Source organism: Candidatus Poriferisodalis sp. (genome assembly GCF_965205175.1).
Taxonomy (GTDB): Bacteria; Actinomycetota; Acidimicrobiia; order Acidimicrobiales; family Poriferisodalaceae; genus Poriferisodalis.
On sequence record NZ_OZ242038.1, the window covers coordinates 1,565,528 to 1,587,463 of the forward strand.

At 68.5% G+C, this 21,936-nt stretch carries 14 protein-coding genes and 1 tRNA gene; 9 read left to right on the forward strand and 6 right to left on the reverse strand.

The genetic code is table 11. The features are described 5' to 3' along the window. Window positions 1-2 precede the first annotated feature (2 nt). Window positions 3-1,535 (reverse strand): amidase, encoded by a 1,533-nt coding sequence (locus ACOGI4_RS06930; RefSeq protein WP_419840955.1) that lies wholly within the window; start codon window positions 1,533-1,535, stop codon window positions 3-5. Window positions 1,536-1,575: 40 nt separating this feature from the next. Here ACOGI4_RS06930 and ACOGI4_RS06935 point away from each other — a divergent pair, with 40 nt between their 5' ends. The 3 genes from ACOGI4_RS06935 (at window position 1,576) to ACOGI4_RS06945 (ending at window position 4,936) form a co-directional block, all read left to right on the forward strand. Then, entirely contained in the window at window positions 1,576-2,874 is a 1,299-nt protein-coding gene (locus ACOGI4_RS06935) for an aminopeptidase P N-terminal domain-containing protein (RefSeq protein ID WP_419840956.1), read from the forward strand. Window positions 2,875-2,942: 68 nt separating this feature from the next. Continuing rightward, complete coding sequence (locus tag ACOGI4_RS06940; RefSeq protein ID WP_419840957.1) at window positions 2,943-4,280, forward strand: NAD(P)/FAD-dependent oxidoreductase; 1,338 nt, start codon at window positions 2,943-2,945, stop codon at window positions 4,278-4,280. 164 nt (window positions 4,281-4,444) lie between these two features. Then, a complete protein-coding gene (locus ACOGI4_RS06945) occupies window positions 4,445-4,936 on the forward strand; it encodes a hypothetical protein (RefSeq protein WP_419840958.1) in 492 nt (163 codons plus the stop codon). Between the two features lie 40 nt (window positions 4,937-4,976). On the opposite strand, the gene ACOGI4_RS06950 is transcribed toward ACOGI4_RS06945, so the two are convergent. Further along, the gene (locus ACOGI4_RS06950; protein WP_419840959.1) at window positions 4,977-5,762 is read right to left on the reverse strand and encodes an NUDIX hydrolase; all 786 of its coding nucleotides are present in this window, start codon (window positions 5,760-5,762) and stop codon (window positions 4,977-4,979) included. A 70-nt stretch (window positions 5,763-5,832) separates the two neighbouring features. Between ACOGI4_RS06950 and ACOGI4_RS06955 the strand changes: the two genes are divergently transcribed. Then, window positions 5,833-7,197: an LLM class flavin-dependent oxidoreductase gene (locus ACOGI4_RS06955; RefSeq protein WP_419840960.1), complete on the forward strand. Its 1,365-nt coding sequence runs from the start codon at window positions 5,833-5,835 to the stop codon at window positions 7,195-7,197. A gap of 94 nt (window positions 7,198-7,291) precedes the next feature. On the opposite strand, the gene ACOGI4_RS06960 is transcribed toward ACOGI4_RS06955, so the two are convergent. Further along, complete coding sequence (locus ACOGI4_RS06960; RefSeq protein WP_419840961.1) at window positions 7,292-9,349, reverse strand: polysaccharide deacetylase family protein; 2,058 nt, start codon at window positions 9,347-9,349, stop codon at window positions 7,292-7,294. Between the two features lie 101 nt (window positions 9,350-9,450). Between ACOGI4_RS06960 and ACOGI4_RS06965 the strand changes: the two genes are divergently transcribed. Then, the gene (locus tag ACOGI4_RS06965) at window positions 9,451-11,982 is read left to right on the forward strand and encodes a CaiB/BaiF CoA transferase family protein (protein ID WP_419840962.1); all 2,532 of its coding nucleotides are present in this window, start codon (window positions 9,451-9,453) and stop codon (window positions 11,980-11,982) included. A 22-nt stretch (window positions 11,983-12,004) separates the two neighbouring features. Here ACOGI4_RS06965 and ACOGI4_RS06970 read toward each other — a convergent pair whose 3' ends face one another. The 3 genes from ACOGI4_RS06970 to ACOGI4_RS06980 form a co-directional block, all read right to left on the reverse strand. Continuing rightward, window positions 12,005-15,439 (reverse strand): carboxyl transferase domain-containing protein, encoded by a 3,435-nt coding sequence (locus ACOGI4_RS06970; protein WP_419840963.1) that lies wholly within the window; start codon window positions 15,437-15,439, stop codon window positions 12,005-12,007. Between the two features lie 25 nt (window positions 15,440-15,464). Next, a complete protein-coding gene (locus ACOGI4_RS06975; RefSeq protein WP_419840964.1) occupies window positions 15,465-16,199 on the reverse strand; it encodes an SCO6745 family protein in 735 nt (244 codons plus the stop codon). Window positions 16,200-16,314: 115 nt separating this feature from the next. Then, a complete protein-coding gene (locus ACOGI4_RS06980) occupies window positions 16,315-17,055 on the reverse strand; it encodes a dienelactone hydrolase family protein (protein ID WP_419840965.1) in 741 nt (246 codons plus the stop codon). 67 nt (window positions 17,056-17,122) lie between these two features. Between ACOGI4_RS06980 and ACOGI4_RS06985 the strand changes: the two genes are divergently transcribed. The 4 genes from ACOGI4_RS06985 (at window position 17,123) to ACOGI4_RS07000 (ending at window position 21,925) form a co-directional block, all read left to right on the forward strand. Further along, window positions 17,123-18,718, forward strand: coding sequence for a DUF3179 domain-containing (seleno)protein (locus ACOGI4_RS06985; RefSeq protein WP_419840966.1), 1,596 nt, complete (start codon window positions 17,123-17,125; stop codon window positions 18,716-18,718). Window positions 18,719-18,842: 124 nt separating this feature from the next. Further along, window positions 18,843-18,915 (forward strand) — tRNA-Glu (locus tag ACOGI4_RS06990). Window positions 18,916-18,941: 26 nt separating this feature from the next. Further along, window positions 18,942-20,267, forward strand: coding sequence for a DUF4032 domain-containing protein (locus ACOGI4_RS06995; RefSeq protein WP_419840967.1), 1,326 nt, complete (start codon window positions 18,942-18,944; stop codon window positions 20,265-20,267). Further along, window positions 20,267-21,925 carry an AMP-binding protein gene (locus ACOGI4_RS07000; protein WP_419840968.1) on the forward strand — a complete coding sequence of 553 codons (1,659 nt, stop codon included), beginning with the start codon at window positions 20,267-20,269 and terminating at the stop codon, window positions 21,923-21,925. The genes ACOGI4_RS06995 and ACOGI4_RS07000 overlap by 1 nt, the downstream gene beginning before the upstream one ends. Window positions 21,926-21,936 lie beyond the last annotated feature (11 nt).

Consider the following 21,936-nt stretch of genomic DNA (forward strand, 5'->3'; position numbering starts at 1 on the left):
CGTCAGCCGTTGCCGGCCCACAGGGTGGGAGTCCTCGCAGTCCACGGTGTCGCTCGCTCCAGCTGGCCCGCCAGCGACAGCAGCATCTCCTCGCCGGCATGGGGGCCGACGAACTGCACCCCCACCGGCAGCCCGTTCGCGCTCCAGTGGAGCGGCACCGACATCGCCGGCTGACCGGCCACATTCCATTGCGGTGTGTAGTGCAGCAAGTCGTTGAGGCGACCGCGGCCCGTCTGCGGGTTGCGAAGCTCGCCGAGGCGAGGCGGCGGCTCGGTCAGCACCGGCGACACGAGCACGTCATGGTCGGCCCACCATTCGGCCAGCCTCCGGGTCCACGCGTGGCACCACTCAAGCGCTGACACGTACGCGCAGCCGCTCACTGAGCGACCCATCTCCAGCAGCGCCCACGTGTCGCCTTCGGTGTCAGCCCGGCTCATCGGGCGGCCCAGCGCCGCCTCGTATCCGGTCACGGCCACCACGTTGCACACAGCCACGATCGTGCGGAAGTGCTCGAAGAACGCATCGTGAAACATCTCCGGGGGTGCCGAGACATCGACCCGATGCCCGAGACGCTCCAGCAGCTGCCCAGCGCTGTGGACCGCTCGTGCGCACTCGGGATCCGTCGGTCCCCAGTCCGAATGCACGCACAAGCCGATTCGCAGCGGTGCCGGCTCGCGTGCCGCTGCGGACTCGAACGTGGCTGAGGGCGGCGGCGCGAAGTACGGGTCGCCGGGCCACGGTCGGCTGATGCCGTCGAGCACTCTGGCGCTGTCGCGCACGCTGCGGCTGACGACGCCGTCGACGCTGAAGCCGGCCCAGCCGTCGCCGGCGTCGGGACCCAGCGACACTCGGCCTCGGTTCGGCTTCAGCCCGAAGAGCCCACAGTTCGCAGCCGGCACGCGGATCGAGCCGCCGCCATCGTTGGCGTGGGCGACGGGCACGATGCCGGCGGCCACTGCGGCAGCGGATCCGCCGCTGGATCCGCCGGTCGAGTGACCAGTGCTCCAAGGATTGGCGGTCGGGCCGTAGGCCAGCGGCTCGGTGGTGATGGTCAGGCCGAACTCCGGGGTGTTCGTCCGGCCGAAGTTCACCAGCCCCAGTTCGGAGAACATGGAGGCGAGATGGGTCGTGACCTGCGAGACGTGACCGGCCCGGGCCAAGGCTGCATTGCCCGCGTGGTAGGGGTGACCCTCGGTGGCGCAGGTGAGGTCCTTGGTGAGGAAAGGCACACCGGCCAGCGGCGGCAGCGTGGCGTCGGTGCTGTCCGCACGGTTGCGGTCACGCAGCGCGTCGAGCCGCTCGGCGGTCTCGCGGCCTTGCTCGTCGAGCCGCACGATGACGGCGTTGATCTGCGGGTTCAGCCGGTCCGCCCGGGCGATGGCCTCGTCGAGCAGCTCGGCCGCCGACGCTTGGCCTGAAGCAAACAGCTCAGCGGTGGCCACCCCGTCGCAGATGCTGTCTGTCGGTCCAGTCAGCGGTGCCTCGCTGTGGGGCGCACCGGAGTGGATGTCGTCTGGATTCGAGGTGTCGTCCACGGGCAGCAACGTAGCTTGTCCCACCGTTAGGGTGCGCGCCGTGAAGCCCGACGACGAGGTCTTGGCCCTGCGTCGGGCGCGCGTGGCTCGCCGCTGGGAACTCGACGACGAGGTCGTCATCGTGCGTGCTGGTGAGCCCGCTCCGTGGCCGGGCACCGACCAGCACTTCGGATTCATGCCCCATCCCGACGCGGTGTACCTGACCGGCGTGGGCTCGCCGGGCACGACGCTTGCCTACGACGCCGGCGCAGCCCAGTGGGAGTTCTTCGGACCGCGATTCAGCCCCGAGCGTCTGGTGTGGGAGCAGCCTCCCACGCCCGTCGGGCGGCCATTGGAGGAGTTGGAGGACTGGCTGAGCGAGCGGGACGGCCGCGCGGTCATCGAGCTCGGCGCCTGCGGTCAGCCGGAGGGCGCGGCGCTGGCGCTGAGCGCTGCGATCGCGCTCGAGCGCATGACCAAGGACCGCGCCGAGATCGACGACCTTCGCCGGGCCGCTGCGGCCAGCGCGGCCGGCTTCGAGTGGGTGTACGCCCATGCCGCGGTGGGCATGTCCGAGCGACAGATCCAGATTGGCATGGAGGCGGAGTTCTTCGCCGCCGGTGCGCCCCGCGTGGCCTACGACAGCATCGTGGCATCCGGCCCTCACGGGGCGTACCTGCACTACGTGTATGCCGGCGACGATCCGCTGCGACCCGCAAGCCGCGCGATCACCGCCGGCGACCTGCTGCTGATCGACGCCGGCGCGCAGTTCGGGGGCTACGCCAGCGATGTCACCCGCACCATGGTCGTGGGCGCCGAGCCCGACGACCACCAAGAGTTTCTGTGGAGGCTGGTGCTCAGCGTCCAGCAGCGGGCCATCGACATGTGCCGTCCTGGCGCTGTGTGGCGTGAGGTACACGCTGCCGCAGCGACTGCCTTGGGTGCCGGACTGGTGGAGCTGGGGCTGTTGCGCGGCACTCCGGCTGAGCTGGTCAGCGAAGGGGCGGTGGCACTGTTCTTCCCTCACGGGCTCGGACATCTGCTGGGACTGTCCGTCCACGACCTCACGAGCGTCCCCTACGGTCCGGCGGCCGGCGACGATCCGGTGCTGTCGAGGCTGGGTCCGGACCGCGTCCTCCAAGACGGCATGGTCACCACGGTGGAGCCGGGCATCTACTTCATCGACGCGCTCCTCGGCGATCCTGCCAAGCGCGAGCAGTTCGCGGACTGCGTGGTGTGGGAACGCGTCGACGAGCTGCGGGGTTTGGGCGGCATCAGGATCGAAGACGACATTCTGGTGACCGACGGCGAGCCGGACGTCCTGACCGCCGCAATCGCCAAGCCGATTCGCATCGGCTGAGGCGGGAGCTGTTCGTCCGTGCCGGCGAAGCCGAAGCCTCTGCGCCGCCGCCGACGAGGCGTCAGCCGGTGAGCCCATCAATCAGCCCAGCTAAGCACACCGTCGACTGCGACGCTGTCGTCATCGGGGCCGGCGTCATCGGCGCTGCGATCACCTATGAGCTGGCGCTGCGCGGTTGGCGGGTCGTGGGCGTGGATCGCAACCAAGGCGCCGGTTTGGGCTCGACGAGCGCCTCCTCGGCCATTGTGCGATTCACGTACTCCACCCGAGCCGGGGTGGCGATGTCCTACGAGGGCTTGCAGTACTGGCTGCGCTGGGCCGACTACGTCGGCGAGGTCGACGAGGCCGGCCATGCCGCGTTGACGCAGTGCGGGATGATGACGCTGCTCAGCGGCGATGGTCGCCACCTGCTGCCTGTGCCCCACTTCGAGGCGCTCGGCGTGCCCTATGAGATATGGGATCACGACGACGCCGTCGCCCGGCTCAGGCACTTCGACTTGTCGAGGTTCGGTCCGCCCCGACGCTCCGCCGACCCGGAATTCTGGGCCGAGCCGACTGCACAGCTCGCAGGGGCGCTGTGGACGCCCGAAGCCGGGTACGTCAGCGATCCGCAGCTCGCCGCTCACAATCTTCGGCTCGCCGCAGAATCGGCAGGTGCTGAGTTTCGCTTCGGTGCGACAGTGACAGGCATTGCCGCACAGGGCGGTCGCACCGAAGGGGTCGCGTTGTGCGACGGCACTGCAGTGCGGGCACCGGTCGTGGTCAATGCGGCTGGTCCGCACAGCAGTGCCGTCAATGCGCTGGCCGGCGTGCTGGGCGACATGTCGATCAGCACTCGTCCGCTCCGCAAAGAGGTGTACCACGTGCCTGCGCCGCCGGGTGTGGACTTCGAGCAGGAAGGAGCGACGATCGCCGACGACGACACCGGCTGCTACGTTCGTCCCGAGGTGGGCAACAACATGTTGCTGGGTTCGCTCGAGTTGGACTTGGCGGACTTGGAATGGCTCAGCGCGGCTGAGATCGACGGCTGTTCACAGGATCTCAGCCGAGAGCGGTGGGAAACCCACGTCCTGCGGTTCGCCCGACGCATGCCCGCGCTCGGGCTGCCGCACCAGCCGAGGGGCATCGTCGGCATCTACGACGTGGCCGACGACTGGATCCCGATCTACGACCGCACCTCGCTCGACGGGTACTACGTGGCCATCGGCACCAGCGGCAACCAGTTCAAGAACGCCGCGGTGGCGGGTCACTGCATGGCGGAGCTCATCGGCGCCGTGGAGACAGGTCACGACCACGACGACGAACCCGTGGTGGTGGCCGGCAAGCACACCGGCTTCGAGATCGACTTGGGCACCTTCTCGCGCACGCGGCCACGGCACAGCTCGTCGATGTCGGTACACGGCTGAGTCGGGCATGGCTGAGTCGGAGGAGTGAAACAGCGTCGGGAAGTGAAGTAGAGTCTGTCCGGGCGCTTCGGCAAAGCGGTGCCGCTTCCGGTCACGGGGGAGTGCCGGCTCACGTCCGCGGTGCCCACGACATCCATCACATCATCACCTCGGGGGTTGTTTCGATGAACAGTGACGCTTCTGCCCAGCCGACCGGTCTCGCCGGCCTGCTGGTGCGCATCCACGACAAGGCCAGCATCGGCGCCGTCGTGAGCCTGTACTGGTTCTTGTTCTGGCTGCTCAACGGCTTCGACAAGTTCCTCAACGCAGACACGTTCTACGGCGTGAACTTCAAGAACGCGCTGGAAGGCGCGATGTTGCCGGCGCTCGGGCTGAGCACGGGGCTGGCTTGGCCGCTGGCGATCATCGTCGGCGTCATCGAGGTGGTGCTGGGTCTGCTTTTCTTGGTCTCGCTCATCGGGTTCGCGACTCGCAAGCCGCACCGATTCGAGGTCGGCACCGCCTGCATCGGCCTCAGCGTGTTGTTCTTCGCACTGCTCACTGCGGGCGCGATCCTGTTCGGCGAACGCGGCCACGTGATGACTCAAGGCCTGTTCATCGGCACCTTGCTGGTCAGCGGACTGACGCTGCATGCGTCCAAGAAGGCGTCTGCCTGATCCACAGCGGTGCTCGGTGATGTGCCGCTGATGTGCGCGGTCACGACCACGCGAACGTGGGCTGCTCCAGTTCGTCGACGCGAGTAGCGCGGCCTTCGTAGGCGACGGCCCGGAACTGGTAGAGCACGGCGCCGGTCGGGGCGTGAATCAAGTCGCCCCCTACTGGGACCTGCACGACTGGGCGATCGCTCTCGGGAATGCTCACGAGTCGCGGCGAGTCGGGCCGGGTCAGCTCGCGCAGCGAGACGCGGTGTATCGAGGCCACTTCAGCCGGGTTGGCGACGGGCGCCTGTTCGTCGCCGAGCCAGAAGACGATCGGGCTGATCACGTAGCCCGACCGGGTCGGGTAGTCGTCGAGCCGGCCGAGCACATCATCGGGGGTCATCTCTAGGCCGACCTCCTCGGCACACTCACGGATGGCTGCCTCGAGCGCGGTCTCGTAGTCGTCGGCCCGTCCGCCCGGCAGCGCCCACTGACCACGATGGCCGCGCAGGTGACCGGCACGGCGCGTGAGCAGCACCGCCGCGCCCCCGGCAGTTCCGTCGATGCTGCCCGTGAGCGACGGGTCGCCGGCGCTGTCGGGGATCTGCGCAAGCAGCTCGCGACGCTGCTGCGCGTTCAGCCCCTGGCCCCCAGGGTCCGATCCGTGCAGGTCCGCTTCGCTGTCGAGCACGATCACCGCGACAGCGGCTCGCTTGCGACCCTCGTCAGCGTGGTGCCGCACCGTGTGGCGGGCCAAGTTGTCTGCCAGCCGAGTCCGCAGCGTGCTGTCGTGCGCGATCTCGCGGCCAGAGGACACCTTCGGCATGCCGGTCGAGTCTGTCATTGCGGGGAAGCTGCACCGCGATGCACGCGGCTGCGCGCCGGCACCTGCCCCTTGCCTACGCTCGCTGGGCGTGGATGCGCAGCGTCACATCGTGCTCGTGGGCTTTCTCCAGGCGCAGAATTGCACGACGATCCCTGCGGCTTGGAGGCACCCCGACGCACGTCACGACGTCACCAGCTTCGACTACTACCGCCACATCGGCCGAGTGCTCGAACAGGGTTGCTTCGACCTCGGCTTCTTCGACGACCGGCTGGCGATGCCCGACATGTTCGGCGGCGACCACCGGCACACCGTCGAGGCGGGCATCCGCTGCGTGAAGCTCGACCCGGTCACCGTGCTGACGGCGATGGGCACGGCCACCAAGCGTCTCGGCTTGGGCGCCACCTATTCGACCACCTACTTCGAGCCGTTCCATGTGGCGCGCGTGTTCGCGACGCTGGACCACCTGACAGCGGGCCGAGCAGCGTGGAATGTGGTCACCTCGGTGAATGACAACGAGGCGCGCAACATGGGTCTGGACCGAGCTCTCGCCCACGACGAGCGCTACGAACGAGCAGACGAGTTCATGCGGGTCGTACACGGCCACTGGGACACGTGGGACGCCGATGCGATTGCGGCCGACCGAGCGAGCGGGCTGTACGCCCACGGCGCCCGGGTGCGTCGGCTGGACCATCGGGGAGCTTGGTTCTCGTCTCGGGGGCCGTTCACGGTGCCGCGCACGCCCCAAGGACACCCCGTGATCATCCAGGCGGGGCAGAGCGGTCCCGGCACCGCGTTCGCCGCCCGCTGGGGCGAGCTGCTGTTCGTGAGCCAGGTGCGGCTCGATGCAGCGGTCGCTCACTACGCAGCGGTGAAGTCGCAGGCCGGCGATCTCGGCCGCGACCCGGACCAGGTCAAGATCGCCAACCTGACATTTCCGGTCGTCGGACGCACGATGGCCGAAGCCGAAGACCGCCGCGCCGCCTACGACGAACTGCCGACACTCGTCGACGAACTGTCGTTGCTGTCGGAGGGGCTGAACTTCGACTTCGCAGGCCGCGACCTCGACGTGCCTCTGTCTGACGACGACCTTGAGGCCATGACGGGCATTCAGGGCATTCGCAACCAGGTGCTGCAGGTCAGCGGACGAGCCAATCCCACCGTGCGCGATTTCATACAGGTCTCCGGGCGAGGTCGTCTGGCTCACCCGGTCGTCGGCGGTCCGGTCGAGCTTGCCGACTACTTCGAGGAGTGGTTCACCGCGCGTGCGGTGGACGGATTCGTGATTGCCGGCACGCACATGCCAGGAGCCTTCGAGGACTTCGTCGAGATCGTTCTGCCAGAGCTGCAGCGCCGTGGCCTGTTCCGAACGGAGTACCGGGGCGCCACGCTGCGCCAACATCTGGGCCTGCGCATGCCCGAACCCGGCGCATGGCGCTTGGAGGGCAGCGGCTGAGGTCGTGACTGGCCGTCGTGGCGGGCTGTCTTGACCGGCATGGCCGCGGCCGGCGTGGCGGTGCAGCGGTGGGCCGGCGCGTACGCGGCGCTGCTCAGGCGACCAGGGTGCGGGCGTGTCGGGCGAGCTGCGACGCTGTGGCCGTATGGACGCTGCCCAGAGCGGTCACGCGCGCGAGCGCATCGTCGAACACGTGGGCCCGGAACGGCTGGCCCGCCAGCCACGGACGCAGCGTCAGCATCAGCAGCCGGCCTCCGGCAGCCTGCTCGGCGCCCTCGCGATGCATGCGAGCAGCTGCACCGGTGATGATCTCGTGCCAGCCGTCGAGTGACACCCGCCGGTGCCAGAGCGCAAATTCGTCGTCGGATTCGAGGAACAGCGGCAGCGACACCATCTGTGCGGTCCCGTCTGGTCGGCGCACCCCGGCCAGCACGCCGTCGGGCGTCATCAGCAACGGCTGCTCGTCGTTTGGCCAATCCAGCAGCGTGTCGATGCCGGCTTCGGCGAGCAGTGCCGGAGTGCGGAACGACTCCACCCCTTCGGCAGAGAACCACGCCGTCGGCGGCGTGCCGCAGGCAAACTCGATGGCGTCGATGCAGCGTGCAATGGCCTCCCGCTCTTGGGCCTGAGAGTTCTTGGACGTGATGACCTGGGTGGCTGCTACGCCTCGCCCTGCCAGCTCGCAGCCACGCTCGACCAGATGCGCGATCAGCCAGCGGTAGTGCTCGGCAGTCAGCGCATCCACTGCGACGGTGACGGCGACGCGATGCCGTTCCAGCACCTCGAGCAAGCGAAAGACGCCGACTCGGTGGCCGTACTCGCGGATCGTGAGCTGCGGGTAGTCGAGCGCGGGCAGGCGCGTCAGTCCACCGCTTCGACCGCGCAAGGAGTAGGCGCCCTCCGGCGGCGCCCACTCGACATGGTCGAGGACGATCACTGCGCCGACGGCCAGCGGGCAGCCGCCGGGCCACTCGAAGCGGCGCCGCCCCGGCAGCGGTGACCAGTCGTAGTAGGGGTGGTCCATGCCGGCTTGGTGCTGGGCCGGGCCGAACTCGTAGGCGGCAGGCGGCACGGTGCCTGTGGGTCTCGACTGTTGCACACCCGGTTGGCGCACGACGGCCTGCGGCCGGTTCCCGCCGCGAGTCGGCGTGGCATCCGGCAGCGTTGCCGGCTCGGGCTGGTGGGCGGCGAACTCGTCGTAGTGATGGTCGAGGAAGTGCTGAGCGATCTGACCGGCAGTGGCCTGCCACACGTCGTCGTGGCTCATCAGGTGCTCCAGCATGGCTGCGAGCGCGTCGATCCGGTGCGGCATGCCCATGAGGTAGGGGTGCAGCGCAACGCACATCACCCGGCCCCCGGCGCCGTCGTCGGCTTCTCGGCGCAGCACGTCGAGTTGGGCACGTGCTATGGCCACGAATTCGGCGGCGCCGAAGTGCTGGGCGAACACCGGCACGTCGTTCAGTTCCATCGAGTAGGGAATCGACACCAGCCGCTGCCCGCCGCGGGTCGCCAGCGGCACCGGCTGGTCGTCGTGAAACCAGTCGGCGTGGTAGATCAGTCCGGCTTCGGCCATGAGGTCAGGGGTCGCCGAGGTGTTGGAGACCGCTGGGCTGAGCATCCCTCGCAGCGCGAGCCCAGCGTGGCTGCGCAGCCTCTGGATGCACTCGATGTAGAACGCTCGCTCGGCGGTCTCGTCCATCGAGGAGAGGTAGCGGGTGTTGTAGATGCCGTGGGACATGATCTCCCAGCCGCGTTCCACCATGGCAGCGCCGACCTCGGGGTAGTGGTCGAACACGGCGAGATTGGTCGAGGCAGTGGCCGCCACGCCGAAGCGGTCCAGCACCTCGGCCATGCGCCAGAAGCCCACCCGGTTGCCGTAGTCGCGGTGGCCGTAGCCCTGAACATCTGGATGGGGCGACCGTGTCCAGGTGTTGCGCTGCGGGTCACGCGGCGGCAGGTACTCGTAGTGCTCGACGTTCGGAGCGATCCACAGCGCAACACGCGCGTCGTTCGGCCACCGGATCTGTGGCCGGTCCACGATGGGCAGGTACCGCACGCGGTGCGGAGGCAAGGTGTCCAGCAGCGGCGCGATCAGGCCGAGCGCCGGTTCCACCGAGCCGTCAGTGCCGTCGGCAATGGTCCGCTCATGCATGAGCCGACGCTAGGGCGGCCCGACGCCAAGCTCCAAGCTCGCATGTCGTCGGCGCACCGGGCTTGGCGCGCCGGCCTCGGCGCGCATGATGAAATGACCTCATGATTGCAGATTCGGGGACGAATGCCAACGCCATGCTGGGGGACTACCGCGTGATCGACCTGACCGACGAGCGCGGCCACCTCGCCGGTGCCATCTGGGCCCAGATGGGCGCCGACGTGATCGCCGTGGAGCCGCCGCAGGGTTCGCCTGCACGTCGGCTGCGGCCCTTCGCCGGCGACATCGCGGACCCGGAGCGCTCGTTGCAGCATTGGCCGTACAACCGCGGCAAGCGCAGCGTGGTGCTGGACCTCCGCACCGTCGAGGGCATCGAGCACGCCAAGTCGCTCGTCGCAGGCGCCGATGTCGTGTTCGAGTCGTTCGCACCCGGCGAAGCCGAGGCGCTGGGTCTCGGCCGAGCCGATCTGGCCCAGCTGAACCCTGCGCTCATCCATGTCTCCATCACCCCGTTCGGCAGCGACGGCCCCAAGGCAGAGTGGAAGGTGTCGGACCTGGCGCTGCAGGCCTCGGCGGTGAACATGGCGGTGACCGGCGACAAGGATCGGGCGCCGCTGCGCGCCGGCGGCACGCTGCCCCAAGCCATGCACAACGCCGCGTCGGAGGCTGCGGGCGCTGCGCTCATTGCGCTGTGGGATCGACAGACTCGCTCGGGACTCGGCCAGCACATCGACATGTCCGCCCAGCAGTCGATGAGCCAAGCCTCCATGTCGTCGACGCTCAACACCTCGCTGAATGCCACGGTGACTCAGCGCATCGCCGGCGGCGCCAGCTTGCAGGGCATCGACATTCAGCTCATGTGGCCGTGCGCGGACGGACACGCTTCGGTGACGTTCCTGTTCGGACCCGGCTTTCGGGCCTTCACCCAGAACCTCATGGACTGGGTCTTCGAGGAAGGCTTCTGCGACGAGTCCACGAGGGACAAGAACTGGACCGAGTACGCCATGATGCTGCTCGACGGCCGTGAGCCGGTCTCGGAGTACGAGCGGATCAAGGGCGTGCTGACCGAGTTCTTCGCCACCAAGTCCAAGGCGGAGCTGCTCGACGCCGCCATGACGCGACGCGTGCTCATCACGCCGGTGTGGACCACCGCAGAGGTCGTCGATTCGCACCAGCTGGCGTTCCGGGAGTACTGGCAAGACGTCGACCACAGCGAGGTCGTGGTCGATGCCGGGGACGCTTCGTTCGATCCGCAGGCGGTGCGCTACCCGGGCGCGTTCGCGAAGTTCACAGAGACACCGCTTGGGGCACTCGGACGTGCGCCGAAGCTCGGCGAGTACACCGCCGAAGTGCTGGCCGAGCTTGCAGCGTCCCGACGTGCGCCTGCGGTCCCCGCGGGTCTGGCGCCGAGGGCCCACACCTCACCGCCGCTCGAAGGTCTCCGCGTGCTCGACTTCATGTGGGCGATGGCCGGCCCGGCCGCCTCGCGGGTGCTGGCTGACTACGGCGCCGAGGTCATCCGGGTCGAATCCGCAAACAAGCTCGACGCTGTGCGATCCATCCAGCCGTTCCACGACGACGTCGGCGATCCGGACGGCTCGGGTCTGTTCAGCAACTTGAACGCCGGCAAGCGCGGCTTGGCGCTGGACATGTCCAAGCCCGAGGCGCTCGAGGTCATCTGGGACCTCATCGACTGGGCGGACGTGATCCTGGAGTCGTTCTCGCCCAAGGCCATGGCCGGCTGGGGCATGGGCTGGGACGACGTCAAAGCGCGACGGCCAGATGTGGTGATGGCGTCGAGCTGTCTGATGGGCCAGACGGGGCCGCTGGCCATGCTGGCGGGATTCGGCACCATGGCTGCGGCGATCTCCGGCTTCTTCTACCCGGTCGGCTGGCCCGACCGCGCACCGGCTGGGCCGTTTGCCGCCTACACCGACTACACGTCGCCTCGGTGGCTGGTCGCCGCAGTCATGGGAGCGCTGGAGCACAAGCGGCGCACCGGCACAGGCCAATATGTGGACCTGTCCCAAGCCGAAGCGGCGTTGCACCTGATGGCGCCGGCGCTGCTCGAACGCACCGTCAACGGGCGCATCTGGGAGGCTGCCGGCAATCGCGATCTGGAGTTCGCTCCCCAAGGCGCGTATCGGACTGCGGCAGCGGCCGACCACGGCGATGACGACCACTGGATCGCGATCTCCTGTGTCGACGACAGCCAGTGGGCCGCGCTCGCAAGCGCAATGGGACGCGCTGATCTGGCATCGCTGAGCAACGCCGAGCGTCATGAACGCCATGACGAGCTGGACGAGCTGATCTCGGCATGGACTCGGCCCAGAGACGGCAACGAGCTGATGGCCGAACTTCAGTCTGCTGGCGTCGCTGCGCACATCGTGCAGAACTCGCCGGAGTTCACCGCCGATCCGCAGGTCGTCCACCGTCGGCACCTCGTCGAGGTCGGCCATGGCAAGCAGGGCACCACCACCGTCGAGAACACTCGGTTCGTGCTGTCGCGCACGCCGGCCCGTGTCCGCTACGGCGGTCCGACGCTCGGCGAGCACACCTTCGACGTGCTCTCCGAGACGCTCGCCTACGACAGCGATCGCATCGCCGAGCTGGCCGTGGCCGAGCTGCTGGAGTAACGCACCCGAGCGTGTCCCTGGGCTACCAGGTGTCCACCATGGGGCGCTTCTTGCCGGTACGCCGCTGAGGCTTGGGCGCCGCGAGCAATGCCATGCGGATCCAGTCGCGGCTCTCGGCGGGATCGATCACGTCGTCGATCTCGAAGAACGTGGCGGTGTTCACTGCCTTGCCCTGCTCGTACAGCCGCGCCACCCGCTGTTCGTAGTCTCGTCGGCGTTCGTCAGGATCCTCGATCGCTTCGAGTTCGCGCCGGTAGCCGAGCTTCACGAAGCCCTCCAAGCCCATGCCGCCGAACTCGCCGGTCGGCCAGGCCACGGTGAACGTCGGCGCCTTGAAGCTGCCGCCGGCCATGGCCTGCGCGCCCAGTCCGTAGCCCTTGCGCAGCACGATGGTCATGAACGGCACGTCCACGTTGGCCGCCGTCACGAACATGCGAGCAGCGTGGCGCACCGTGGCCTCGTACTCGGCTTGGGGGCCCACCATGATCCCGGGCGTGTCGCACAGGAACAGCAGCGGCAGGTCGTGCGCGTCGCACAGCTGGATGAAGCGTGACGCCTTGTCGCCGGTGTCCGCGTCGACTGCGCCGCCGAGATGGTGGTTGTTGTTGGCCACCACGCCGATCGGACGTCCCTCGATGCGCGCCAGCGCCGTCACACACCCAGGCCCCCAGCCGCGGCGCAGCTCCATCACCGAGCCGATGTCGCAGAGCGCTTCGATGACGGCGCGCACGTCGTAGGCGCGCAGGCGATTCTCGGGTACGAGGTGGCGCAGTTCACGCTGATCGTGGCATTCCCACTCGTCGAGCGCCCCCTGGAAGTACGACAGGTACCGCTTGGCGGCCGTCACCGCCTCGGCCTCGTCGGCCACCAGCACGTCGATGACGCCGTTGGGCCATTGCACGTCCACCGGACCGACTTCCTCGGGTCGGAACACGCCCAAGCCGCCGCCCTCGATCATGGCGGGGCCGCCGACGCCGATGTTCGAGCCCGCCGTGGCGATGATCACATCGCAACAGCCCAGCAGCACTGCGTTTCCGGCAAAGCAGCGTCCGTTGGTGACGCCGACGAGGGGCACCAGTCCGCTGAGCTGGGCAAACAGGGTGAACGCCCAGCAGTCCAGCCCCGAGCCGCCGATGCCGTCGGTGTCGCCAGGCCGCCCACCGCCGCCCTCGGCCAACAGCACCACCGGCAGGCGATGGTGCGCGGCGATCTCGAACATTCGGTCCTTCTTGCGGTGGTTGTTCCCCCCTTGCGTGCCGGCGAGCACCATGTAGTCGTAGGACATGACCACGGCTTGTGAGCGCTCGGCGCCGAAGAGATCGCCGTTGACGCCCGCCACGCCCGCCACCATGCCGTCGCCTTGGGTGTTGGCGATGAGGTCCTCCATCGACCGGCGCCGGCGCTGAGCAGCCACCATGAGCGGGCTGTATTCCACGAACGTGCCAGGATCGACGAGGTCCGCGATGTTCTCGCGGGCGGTCCGGTGCCCTCGCCCGTGCCGCTTGGCAACTGCTTGGGGCCTGTGCTCGTCGAGGCCGAAACCACGGCGCTCATGCACTTCCGCGAGATCTGGCCGGATGTGGTCGAGATCGACTGCGGCGGTGGTCTCGTCGAGATCTACGGCGACGTCGGCTTCCTCGACGAACGCCAGCGCGTGGCCCTCGTAGACGGTGTCGCCCGGGGTCACGCCCAGCATGCGCACGACTCCGGTGACCGCAGAGGTCACGACGTGCTCCATCTTCATCGCCTCCATCACGGCGACCTGGCGGCCCGCGGCAACCGGATCGCCTGGTGCGACGGCAAGCGAGACGATCGTGCCTTGCAGCGGTGCCGCGACGGCGATGCAGCCGTCAGGTCCGCCAGCCGCGCTCACCGACATCGGCGCGCGATGTCGCAACGCGCCTGTGGCCGTCGCGTGTGCGCGCATCGCGTCGGACGCTGCCCGGGCGGCGTGGGCGCCGTCGAGGTCGCCGTGGCGCAGCACTGCCAGCGGGTCGTCGTCGACCACGGCGCCTGCGCGTCCGGCCTCCTGAGTCGAAGCGGGGTTCGGCTGCGGCCCCCACAGCGATGTCGCCTGCGCAGCGACTTCGCACAGTGATTCGGCGTGATCGGCCGTGAAGCTCGTGGTGAGCTCATTGCGGGCGACTTCGGGCCGGTCGAGCAGTGCTGCGAGGAAGCCCAGGTTCGTGGCCACGCCCTCGATGCGGAACTCGGTCACGGCGCTGCGTGCGCGACGGACTGCATCGGCATAGTCGCGGCCGGGATGATGAGCGATCACCTTGGCGAGCAGCGAATCGAAGCTGGGGTTGGTGCGGTAGCCCGCGTAGCCGTAGGTATCGATGCGGATCCGCGGACCGCTGGGGGTTTCGAAGGCGTGCAGCACTCCGCCGCTGGGGTGGGCTGTGCCGTCGGGCCGCATCGTCTCGGTGTTCACGCGGCACTGAATGGCGTAGCCGCGTGGTGAGGGCACCTCGGGCTGGGTCAAACTCAGATCGGCGAGGCGGGCGCCACCGGCGATCCGCAGCTGCGCCGCCACCAGATCGACACCGGTGACTTCCTCGGTGACCGTGTGCTCGACTTGGATGCGGGCGTTGACCTCGCAGAAGACGAACGTGGACGGGTCCTGCGCGTCGAGCAGGAACTCCCACGTGCCCAGGCTGCGATAGCCGACAGCGGCGGCCATCTCCGCAGCGGCGTCGCACACCGCCCGGCGGGTCTCGGGTGCAAGCGTCGGCGACGGCGCGACTTCGACGATCTTCTGGTTCTGGCGTTGCAGCGTGCATTCCCGCTCGCCCAGCTGAGCGACGGACTCGCCGTCGCCGACGATCTGCACCTCGATGTGACGTGCGTGCTCGATCAGCCGTTCCACATAGAGGTCGCCGTTGCCGAACGCCGCCGCAGCCTCGCTCGCGCAGCGCTCGTACGCAGTATCGAGTTCGGCTTCGGTTCGCACGACACGCATGCCGCGCCCGCCGCCTCCGGCGAGTGCTTTGATCATCATCGGCCCGTGCTCGTGCAAGAACGACCGCGCAGCCTCCAACGAGGTCGGTTCGGAGGTGGCGGAGAGCAGCGGAACTCCGTGCCGGCTTGCAAGAGCGCGCGCCGCGAGCTTGTCGCCGAAGAGCTGCAGGTGGCGGCCGCTCGGCCCGACGAAAGCGATGCCGGCTTCTTCGCAGGCCAGCGCAAGCGCCGGATTCTCCGCCAGAAATCCGTAGCCCGGGTGGATGGCATCGCAGCCTGCTCGCTCGACTGCGCCGACGATCTGCTCAACGTCCAAGTACGGGGTCACGCCTCGGCCTTCGAGCACCGCGCACTCGTCGGCGATTCGGCCGTGAAGCGAGTCGGTGTCGTCCTCGCCGGCGACCGCGACGGTGGCAATGCCGAGCTCTCGGGCGGTCCGTGCCACGCGCACGGCAATCTCGCCCCGATTCGCAATCAGCAGCTTCGTGAGATTCAACGGACCGACCCGTCAGATGCCGAGGTCAGTCGGCGAGAGCGGCCTCGATGGTTGCGACGCCGTGCGCAAACGCCTGCGCCTCGGCATCGTCGAGCACGTCGTAGACCGCCGCCGTCAGCTCGTCGGTGAGCATCTCGGCAGCTTCCCACTTCGTGCGGTGCGCGTCGGTGACTTCCACCTCGCTCGTCCAGCCGAACAGCTCCAGCTCGGTCGGCCTGCGCACTCGGTGGGCCATCTCGGTCGATAGTCCTGAGGCGACGAGTGCCACGAGATGCAAGCTGCCGCGCAGCTCACGCAGGACGACGACGCTCTGGTACGCGCGCGCCGCCGGTTCGTCGCTGCGAGGCTCCGATGCGATGCCTGCGAACAGCGCCTGCGCGGCGCTGTCAACGAGCGCTGCGTCGATGACCTTGTCGGCCGCGGCAGCGAACTCGTCGAGGCCCTCGACGCCGCCGAGCTTGGACGAACCGAAGGCGCCTGCGCACTCCATGTAGAGGCGACCGGCTTCGCGCGGTGCCATCGTCTCCCGGGCCGAATTCCACATCTTCGCGATCAGCTCTGGCTTGAAGTAGCCGAAGGCGCTGTGGACGACGGCCGGTTCCACGTCGCCGAGCACGCCGCCGCGTCCCAGCATGTACAGCCGGAATCCGTCGAGGCCGGCTTCCTTGCCTCTCGCGAGCGTCGCCGGGTCGAAGTAGAACTTCGAACCCAGCGTGGCGATGGGCGGCGAAACGGTGCGGACGAGTTCGAGTGTCTCCATGACGCGACAGTGTGGCACTGCACCGCAGCGTTCGCGCTTGCCGATCCACTGTGCGTCCACTGTGCGCCCGCGAGCCGCTGGAGACTCCACCGCTCGCTCAAACGCGGCTGGACGCTCAGTGCAGCCGACGGGCGAACATGTCGAGCAGCAGCTCCCAGTGGCGCTCCGCCGCCGGTTGGTCGTACACCGGACGCTGCGGGAACACGAAGCCGTGATGTGTGCCGTCCATCCAGTACGTCTGCGCATCGGTGCCCGCATCCGCGAAGGCCTTGCACAGCCGGTCGTAGTGCGCTCGGTCGACGTAGTCGTCGTGCTCGGCGGACATCACCAGCACCTCGCCGCGGATGTCGGGTGCTCGCAGGTGCGGCGAATCGTGGGCATCCACCGCCAGCCGCACGCCGTGGATGGAGGCAGCCGCGGTGATCGAGTCCGGGTAGTCAGCAGCCAGCCAGATCGCCATGGGGCCGGTCATGCAGTAGCCGACGGTGCCCACCCGTTGGATGTCAGCGGCCGGATCGGCCGCAGCGTGGCCCAGCAGCGCCGCCGCGTCGCGTGACACCATGGCGTTGGACAGGTGCGTCATCAGCTCGAACATGAACTGCTTGCTCGCCGGGTCGTCCCGTTGCACGATGAAGCCGGGCACGTCGCGGTAGTACAGGTTCGGCAGCACGACGTAGTAGCCGACCGTCGCGATGCGCCGCGCCATGTCGTGCAGCTCCTCGCGCTTGCCGGGCGCGTCCATCAAGAACAGCACCGCAGGGAACGGCCCCGGTCGCCGCTCGCTGATTTCGGGATGCACGACGAACGTGCTCATCTGACCCTCGCCAGTGTCGATCGCGACATGGTGCTCCAACATTGCCGTCTCCTCCGACACGCGCTCCCGACGCACCCTAGGCCCTGAGGCACCCTAAGGTTTCGGCGGCATGCGGCGACGGATCGGCTGGCTGGCAACCGCGATCCTGCTGACTGCGGCGTGCTCGTCGACGGTGCCCCAAGCGGCAAGCACGACCGCAGCGCAGCAGGCATCAGCAGCGGCCTTGGCCGACGATGCTGCAGCCAGGCCGTTGCAGCCGTCGACGCCGTCGGCGGGCGCCGCGTTGCCGACAACACAGCCCGCGCCGACCACTCAGCCATTCTTTCCGGGTACCGACGACGGCCGTCCGTTCCTGGAGCTGACGCTGCTGGAGAAGATCGAGGAGTTTCTGCGTCAGCCGAACACGACGTTCGCCGGGAGCATTGCAGGCGAGATGGGACTCACCGGGGAGCGGCGCTGGGTGCCGTGGCTGCTCGACATCATGCGTCTCGGCGGCACCGGCGACGTCAACGCAGCAGCGATGGGAGCGCTCCAGACGCTCACCGGCGTCGAGAGCTCAGGCGATTTCAGCACCGATTACGTCGGCTACGGCTCGTGGCATCGCACGCACGGCATCGACCCGGGCGAGGGCTACGAACGCTGGAAGCAACAGCTGTACGGACACGTCGACGCCCAGTACGAGAATCTCTTGGCCCAAGTCACGGACCGGGTCACGCTCGGGGCCATCCAGTGGGGCGGTGTGCGCCGCGGCGGCATCCCCGAGCTGAACGAGCCTGAGCGGCTGACTCCTGCCGACGCCGACTTCATGACCGACGACGAGCTGGTGCTGGGCGTCGTCATCGGCGGCGAGGCTGTGGCGTACCCTGTTCGGTTCTTGGCACGCCACGAGCTGGCGAACGACCTTGCGGGCGGCGTTCCGGTGGCGCTCGGCTATTGCACCCTGTGCCGCACAGCGCTGATGTTCGACCGGCGGCTGCCGAACGGCGAGGTGCTCACGTTTCAGACGTCCGGTCTGCTGATGGACTCGAACAAGATCATGATCGACAATGAGACCGAGAGTCTGTGGAACCATCTCTCGGGCACCGCGTTCGCCGGACCGCTGGCGGGCACACGGCTGGAGCAGTACCCGGTGGCCACCGTGCGCTGGCGGGACTGGCTAGACGACCACCCGGACACGTACACGCTCGACACGCCGCCGCCCACGTTCTTTCCGGGCTTGCCGGAGCGTCCGCCGATCAGCTACGACTACACGCCGGGTGCGGCCTACAGCGTGTACTACGACAGCGAGGACCTGTGGTTCCCCACTCACCAGACGCCCGACGTGTTCGAGCTCAAGGCCGAAGTGGTCACTGTCGAACGCAGCGGCGTCGCGTTGGCGCTGGAGCTGGCTGCGCTCGAGCAGACGGAACCGTTCGTCTACGTGCTGGGGACTGAGCCTCTCGTCATCGTCCCCCATCCCGGCGGCGCCAGGGTGTACAGCGCCGCGAGCAGCAACGGGGAATCAGCCGTCGTGTGGCGCCATGGCGTCCAGGTGCAGACAGCCCCAGACGGAGTGCGCCATGACGCACTGCACCTGCGGGGGCTCGGCGGACGCCGCGGCATCGACGTCAGGCTGCCGCGCATCGTGTCGTCGCAGTCGTTCTGGTTTGCCTGGTACGGACTGCATCCCGACACCGAGACGTGGCCGCCCCGCCACAGCGAATGACCGTCCTGCGCTGGGCGTGAGCTGCGTCTGGCCGCTCGCGAGCGCGCTAGGTCCCGAACACGTCCGCTGGCCTTTACCCGACAACGGGACCGTCGGTATGCTGACTGCCCGCTGCACAGCCAGAGCCCCCATCGTCTAGCGGCCAAGGACACCACCCTCTCAAGGTGGCGGCACGGGTTCGAATCCCGTTGGGGGTGCTCCGGCCCAACGGATCACCCGCACTGTGACACTCGCCCAGACCGCACCGGCGGCGCCCGCAGAAGCCGCATCGAGTGTGGCCGGCTTGTCGGTCGTCACGCGCCAAGGGCACCCCGACTTCTTGGACCTGCCATGGGGCCGCCCGCTCGCCGAGTGGGGCGACCACACCGAGCGCTTGGTAGAGCTTCGCCGCGGCCGCAGCCGACACATCGTGCGCATGGTCCGCTACGGCGAACGCGTGTACGCGCTGAAGGAAACCCGGCCACGGCTCGCACAGCACGAGCACCGGCTGTTGCGTCACCTCGAAGAAGAGCGGCTGCCGGCAGTGCGACCGATCGGCGTGGTCACCGGCCGGCACGACGGCGGCGGAACTGAGCTGGACTCCGTGCTGATCACTCGCTATCTGGATTTCTCGCTGCCCTACCAGCACGTGTTCCGCACCGTCTCGGCGCCCCGGCTGTGCGACCGCCTGCTGGACGCTGCGGTGGTGCTGCTGTCGCGTCTGCACCTCGAAGGGGTCTACTGGGGCGACATGTCGCTCGCGAACTTGCTGTTCCGTCGCGACGCAGGCGCGCTGATGGCCTACCTCGTCGATGCCGAGACGACGGAGCATCACCCGCAGCTCAGCGACGCGATGCGCAGTCACGACGTGGAGCTCGGAGCGGAGAACATCGCAGCGGGCCTCCTCGATGCCCAGAGCGCCGGCTGGCTCGACGACCAGATCGACCCGCTGGAGATCGGGCGCGAGCTCGTCGATCGGTATCGGCGGCTGTGGGCCGAGCTGACGCACGAAGAGATCGTGTCGGCCGACGAGCGCTGGCGCATCAACGCACGCATCGAGCGTCTCAACGAGCTGGGCTTCGACGTGGAGGAACTGGAGATCGTGCGATCCGCCGACGGAACCCGCCTGCGCATCCGGCCGGTCGTCGTGGAAGAAGGACACGCGCACTTGCGGCTGCGGCGGCTCACGGGCCTCGAAGTGCAGGAGAACCAAGCTCGAACGCTGCTGAATGCACTCGACGCGTACGGACTGGTGCTCGAGCGTGAGTCAGGACGGCCGTTGCCCGAGGCGGTCAAGGCCTACCGTTGGCTGGCGGAACGCTACGAACCAGTCATCGAGGCGATTCCGGAGCGCTACCGAGACCGACTCGACGATGCCCAGATGATCTACGAGTTCATCCAGCACCGCTACGAGCGCTCGAAGGCAGCGGGCCGTCAGGTGGACAACGAGGAGGCGCTGGTCACCTTCGTCGCTGACGTGCTCGAAACCCTGCCCGATGAGCGACTGCTGCCCGCTGGCGCCGCTCACGGCGCGCACGGCCCATCGTCGAGCACGCCGAAGCTGCGCTAGTGGCTGCGGCGATGCCAGGCGAGCAGCCGTCGCACAGCCTGTGGGACTGGCGCCGGCACCTCCCGGAGGGTCTGACTGGCGACGGTGCCGATCTGTCCGCAGGCGGCACGCTGCCTGCTGTCTGGCTCGGCCGTTGGCTCGCTGATCCGCAGCGCGAGGTGGTGTGGGACTCTCGGGGCGGCTGGGTGACCGGTGCGCAGCTTGCCGGACGCGCCCGCGGCGTCGTGGAACGCTTGGCGACGGCCGGCATCGTCGCAGGCGACCGTGTCCTGCTGAGCGGACCGAGTTCTTCGCGTCTGGTCGCTGCCCATGCAGCCCTGCTCGCGATGGGCGCTGTGGTGGTGCCGCTGAACGGCGCCTATCGAGCCGACGAAGTGCGCGCCGTCGTAGCGGACTGCCGTCCCGCTGCCGCGCTGGCCGCGGGCGTCGACCAGCCTGATGCCGACTCGCTAGGCGAGTGGCGGCAGTGGATCGCCGACATCGATCCGGACGTGCTGGTAGGCGACTTGGATGCCGCAGAACTCCTCGGCGGCACTGGGCGGCACGGCGCCGGGCGGTGCGGCGCAGGACGCGTCGATCTGCGAGCGCTGGCCGCCCAGCGCCAACCCCAGGACGCTGCCCTGATCGGCTACACCTCGGGCACGACCGGTCGGCCCAAGGGCGCGGTGCTGAGCCATGCGAACCTGCTGGCATCGGTTCGAGCGCTGGAGCTGGCGTGGCGCTGGACGTCCGACGACGTGCTGGTACTGGCGCTGCCGCTGTTTCACATGCACGGCCTCGGCGTGGGGCTGCACGGCACGCTCACCGTCGGCGCAAGTGCCGTACTGCAGCCGACGTTCGAGCCCGATGCAGTCTTCGACGCCATCGCTGATGCCGACGAGACGCTCGGTCGTCGTGCCACGATGTTCTTCGGCGTCCCCACGATGTACTCCCGGCTGGTGGCCTCGCCCCGCGCCGCAGAGCTGACGGCGTTGCGACTCTGCGTGTCGGGCTCGGCACCCATGTCTGCGGAGCTGCATCACGCCCTGCGGGAGGCCTGCGGTCAGTGCGTGATCGAGCGCTACGGCATGACCGAGACGGTGATGCTGGTGTCGAACCCGTACGACCAAGCGCGCCGAGCGGGCACGGTCGGCTTTCCGTTGCCCGGGGTGGAGGTGCGGCTGGACCGGGCCATGGCAGACCGCAGCGCGGTCGGCGCGGACGCGGCGGAGATTTTGGTGAGAGGACCCAGCGTGTTCTCGGGCTACTGGGAGCGTCCCGCCGAGAACGCGGCTGCCTTTCGCGACGGCTGGTTCCGCACCGGCGATCTCGGCCGAGTCGATGACGGCTATCTGCGCATCGTGGGCCGTGCGAAGGAGCTCATCATCTGCGGCGGCTTCAACGTGTACCCGCGAGAGGTCGAAGAAGTCGTCGCTGCTCACCCTGACGTCGCGGAGTGCGCGGTGGCCGGCGAGCCCGACCCTGAGTGGGGCGAGTCTGTGGTGATCTACGTCGTGGCCGAGCGGGACTTCGACGATGACGAGCTGAAGGACTACGTCGGCGAGCGCCTTGCCTACTACAAGCGTCCACGGCGCACCTACCGCGTTGCGGCGCTGCCCCGCAACGCGCTCGGCAAGGTGCAGCGCCACGAGCTGAGCCCGCCCGCCGAGTCGCTGTGAGCGTCTGAGGT